The organism is Paenibacillus darwinianus (assembly GCF_000598065.1).
Lineage (GTDB): Bacteria > Bacillota > Bacilli > Paenibacillales > Paenibacillaceae > Paenibacillus_I > Paenibacillus_I darwinianus.
The window spans coordinates 1-3,396 of the sequence record NZ_KK082147.1; the positions used below are offsets into that span (position 1 = coordinate 1).

Annotated in this window: 2 protein-coding genes; both read right to left on the reverse strand. The window is 58.2% G+C overall.

What is annotated here, in order from left to right; genetic code table 11:
- Positions 1–351 precede the first annotated feature (351 nt).
- Positions 352–1,530 carry an acyltransferase gene (locus BG52_RS05730; RefSeq protein WP_036581027.1) on the reverse strand — a complete coding sequence of 393 codons (1,179 nt, stop codon included), beginning with the start codon at positions 1,528–1,530 and terminating at the stop codon, positions 352–354.
- A gap of 356 nt (positions 1,531–1,886) precedes the next feature.
- Positions 1,887–3,329, reverse strand: a complete 1,443-nt coding sequence (locus tag BG52_RS05735; RefSeq protein ID WP_036581030.1) for a PDZ domain-containing protein — start codon at positions 3,327–3,329, stop codon at positions 1,887–1,889.
- Positions 3,330–3,396 lie beyond the last annotated feature (67 nt).

The window sequence follows — 3,396 nt, forward strand, 5'->3', positions numbered from 1 at the left end:
ACAAATCACTGGAAAATAGTAACATTATTTTGGGATCATTGTACTAGTATCTTGTACACGGTCCGACCACCTCTGATTGGGCTTATCGCCATGTCTGTCGTTTGTTGTCACATCCTGTTACATCCAATAATCCAATATATCCAATATACTATATTCGCATTGCCTCCAACAACCAATTGTTAGATATTTGTTAGATTTATCAAATTATAAATTGGCTATATAGGATATTTATTACAATTGTTTGTGTCCCAGGACGACGAGCTGAGGAGAGCCTGGACGCCGGCTGCACCGTCTCGGTATGGAAGGACAACGAACCGATTTTGCTGTCAGGCACGATCCGGGCCACTGCATTCAACCGCCCGCGCCCGTGCCGGCCGTCGGTTTACGCCGCCACCTGCCTTGCGAGCCGACGAGCAGCCAGCCGAACGGCACCAGGCTGGCCGCCTTGGACAGGCCGATCGAGGCCGCGGCGACGACGACGAACGTTAGCACGGCCGCCGGGAGATGATAGCCGGCCAACTCAACCTGCCGCGTATAGAACGACACGAACATCAATATATACGCATGGGCGAGAAAGCCTCCGAACGAATGCTTGCCGACGAAGGCCAGCATTTTTTTGAACACGCCGCCGTGTCGATCGAGCACGACGACTGCGCCGTATGCGGCCAGCAGCTGAGACACGATAAGTACGAACGTGATCGGCCGCAAATAGGTCGATGCGCCGAGCTTCATGTCCTGCATGGAAAGCCCCAGAAGCTCATAGCCGATCCATACATAGAGCCCGATGAACAGCAGCCCGTTCCAGACGAGCGAGCGGACGGCCGCTTCCCTGAACCTCGCCAAGCCGTACGCGCATACCGCGCCGAGCATAAAATAAAAGAAATAAAAAACGAACCACATGTTGCGGTAAACCAGCAGCCATTCCCACAAGCCGCCTGCAGCCGATGCGGCAGCGCCCGCACGATAATAGGAAAACCACATCAGCACCCCGTACGCGGCGGCAGCGATAACAAGCAGCCACACGGTACGCTGAAAGGCGCGATCCGGCCGGCCCGTCGCAAGCCTTCTCAGCGGAGCAGCCAGCTTCAGCAGCCAAGGCAGCAGCAGATAGAATTGAAATATCATCAGTATAAACCATAAATGATAGCCGTAAGTCGGCTTCAGCAGCTGCCGTCCGAGCTCCCGCCATGTGTTCAGATCGGCGAAGGAGTAGTCCATCACAAGGGATATCGTCGCCCAATAAATAACGGTCCACACAAGGAACGGCGCGAAAATCTCTTTGAACCTTTTCCGCGCATACGAGCCGTAATCCAGCTTATCCGTATAATTGTAAAAAAGAATAACGCCTGACAGAAATACGAAGGTCGGTGTTCCGAAGCGGGTGAAATGAAACAGCATCCCCAGCATGACCGCATCCGGCTGCAAAATATCCGCCCGGTAGATGTACTCCGCGATGCTGTGCTGCATGACGATCGCGAGAAACGCGAGCGCGCGCAGAAGCGCTACCTCTTCGATTCTTTCCCTTGCCATTACGCTTGCCCTCTCTCCCAATGGCCGCGCTGCCGTTATCTGTTGACCGGCGCAGCTTGTCTTTAACCGTTCCATTATAGCAGAAGCCGCCCTACCGGGGCACCCGTCAAGGCGAGCCTGAAAAGCTCCTGCTAATCTGGCCGGGTGCTGGCTATGGGAACCTTTTTCGGGAAAAACTCCGGTTAATGTTGTGAAAAATGCCTCCTCCAGCGATAAATAACCCAAATACAGGGATAAATTCCATCTAATCCGACACGCCACTCGGAGAAAGCAGACTAGAGGGAGCTTTCCCGGCTGCTCGGCGCAGGTTCGCGTCCACCTCTAGCCGCGGATGACCCTATCGATCCTCCGTCCACTCATGATTTCACTCTCTTTTGGAGCCAATTTATAATATCGTCCAGCGTCTCGACCGGGACGACATTCAACTGCGGCGCGCCAAGCTTCGCTTCGTCCTCCAGTCCTTGCGGGACGAAAAACACGTCTGCTCCGGAACGGTATACCGTGTACGCCTTTTGCTCCACGCCGCCGACCGGACCGACAACGCCCTCCGGACCGATCGTGCCGGTGCCGGCGACACGCAACCCGTTCGTTACGCCGCCCGGCGTCAATTGGTCGATGAGCGCAAGTGCCAGCATTGCGCCATGCGAAGGCCCGCCTTCATGCACGAGGTATTTGCGGAATTTGACTTCCCCCACCACGTCCGGCACGAGCACGTTCTGGATGCGGACGCCAAACACCGCGCGTTCCGGCTGCTCCTTAGCCGCCCTGGTCCTTACGGCGATCGTTATCTCCTTACCGTCCCGCATGACGGTCAGCGCAAGGCTGACGCCGGGCAATACGTTCATCATCCTGTCCGTCAGGTCGACGATCGACAGGACCGGCTTGCCCGACATCCCGGTGATGATATCGCCGGCGCGCAGCACGCCGGAAGCCGGGCTGCCTTGCTCGATCCCCGTGATTCGCACGCCTTGCGCGATAATCCCCAGTCCGGACCCTGTCCGCTGAAAAGCGATGGCGCTTCCGGCCGCATCGGCATCCGTCTTCATCGTACGCACCAGTTCGTCGTACTCGCCAAGCGGCATGCCGAGCTCTTCGATCGGCTCGAAGCGGTAGTGCGGAAATAGCTTGGCGTATAGGAAGTCTGCCGGGAAAGCGGGACGCTCGAAGACGAGCACCCCGTCGATGCTGCCCTGAACCGTTCCGCCGGCCGCCCGGGCGTACCGGTTCATGTCGACGGTCAAGCCGGGATAAGTGACCATGTAATTCGTCGGCCAGAAAAGCAACCCCAGCACAATGACGCTGACGCCGAAGGCCGACATCGTAAGCCGGGAGCGTCTCGACAAGTGCCGCTCCGTGTAGGCCAGGTCGAGGAAAACAGCCATCCAGGCGGCCCCGAACAAGCCGGCCGTTACCGTGAGCCGTATGGGCTCCGGCCGGAATGTAACGATCGCGGCAACCGCCGCAAGCGACAGCAGCAGCACGGCCAGACTGCGCGCCGCGCCGCGCAGCGGGCGGCGCGACCGCAGCATCTCGCCTGTACAAGCCCATGCGGAGATCGCCCACATCGCAGGGACGACCGCAAGCATATAAACCAGCACGTTCAGAACGTCTATCCAACGGGGCCCTCCCGGCAGCCGGACCGGGTCCGGCAGCCATACAAGCTCACCCAGTATAAACAGCATGAAGGCGACCGCCATGCCGCCCAGGTATAAATATTCCCGCCAGCCCGGCCGGGCGCTAAGCTTAAGGTGCTGCCGTAGCCGGCGGAAGCGCCGGAACCGTTGCCGCTGCTCTTTCATACCCGATCGGCTTCCTTATACAGGCCTTCAGCTTCAGCCGCCGCTGCCGTTGCGGCTGCCATGGCAG